We start from the raw sequence: 1049 nt of genomic DNA on the forward strand, positions 1-1049 counted from the left end.
CCCCCGAACGGAACAACCACATTCACCTGCTTGTCCCGGAAGAACTCCACCACATCCGTCCGGCTGAGCCAGTTGCCGTCAGCCCCGCCGTCGATGCCGTTGAGCAGGTACAGGGTGGGCGCGGGAGCCGAGCTGTCGACGGCCGGAAGGACCTGTACGGCTACGGTGTTCGCCATCGCGGCGGAGTGGACCGTCAGCTCGACCAGCCGTCCCGATCCCTGTACCGCGCCCGCGATACGCGACCCATCCGGGGCGGCGCTGATCGATGACGGCACCTCCGGCGTGATCGGCTCGGCGTTCACCGAACCGGCTGTGCTGCCGGTGAATCCGAGGGCGACGGCGCTCAGTGCCGCGATCAGCCGCGCCGCGCCACGGTGGTATGACGGCGGGGGAGGGGAATCCACACACGGCCTTCCTGAACGGGCGGAACGGAACACGGCCAACGCTAGGCGGCGCATGCGTCGGCGGGCAAGGCGCGGTCGAGGTCGTTGGGGTGGGTGGCCAGTTCGCTCGGCGTCGCACTGGGAACGTCCACAAGGTCGGAGGTATCCGTACTCACCGGCTCACGGGATGCGGTTGACTCGATGCTGGTTCTGGAGAGCCCGGTCGCCTATCTCCGGCCCGTGGAGCCGAGCGTACCGGCCGGGGTGCGGTCTGGAGATCGGAGATGCCATGTCGCTCAACGGTTCAGGAATGCGAATCCTGCTCGCTGTCATGGTGTGTGCGGCGATGGCGGCGGACCCGAACACTGCGGCGACGGCCGAACCGCAACCGGATCTCGCATCCGTGGCGGCCCCTGACGGGTCCCGGATCCACGACATCCGCGCCGAGTCCGATCGGGTCCTCGACCTCGGCGTGTTGTCGACGGCGATGAACAGCGTCACCCGGGTGCGCGTCCTGCGTGCGTCCGATCCGGCTCGACCCGCACCGACGTTCTATCTGCTCAACGGCGCCAACGGCGGTATCAGCGACGGGAGCTGGCTCGACCGGACGGATGTGGTGGAGTTCTTCCGGGACAAGCAGGTGAATGTGGTTGTTCCGTTCGGGGG

General features: G+C 68.0%; 2 pseudogenes. One reads left to right on the top strand and one right to left on the bottom strand.

From position 1 onward, the window contains the following. Positions 1-404: pseudogene (locus GVY39_RS33760) on the bottom strand (esterase family protein); the annotation flags it as partial. 289 nt (positions 405-693) lie between these two features. Here GVY39_RS33760 and GVY39_RS33765 point away from each other — a divergent pair. Then, positions 694-1049 (top strand): annotated as a pseudogene (locus tag GVY39_RS33765) (esterase family protein); the annotation flags it as partial.

This window comes from Nocardia sp. CY15 (assembly GCF_009829295.1).
Lineage (GTDB): Bacteria > Actinomycetota > Actinomycetes > Mycobacteriales > Mycobacteriaceae > Nocardia > Nocardia sputi.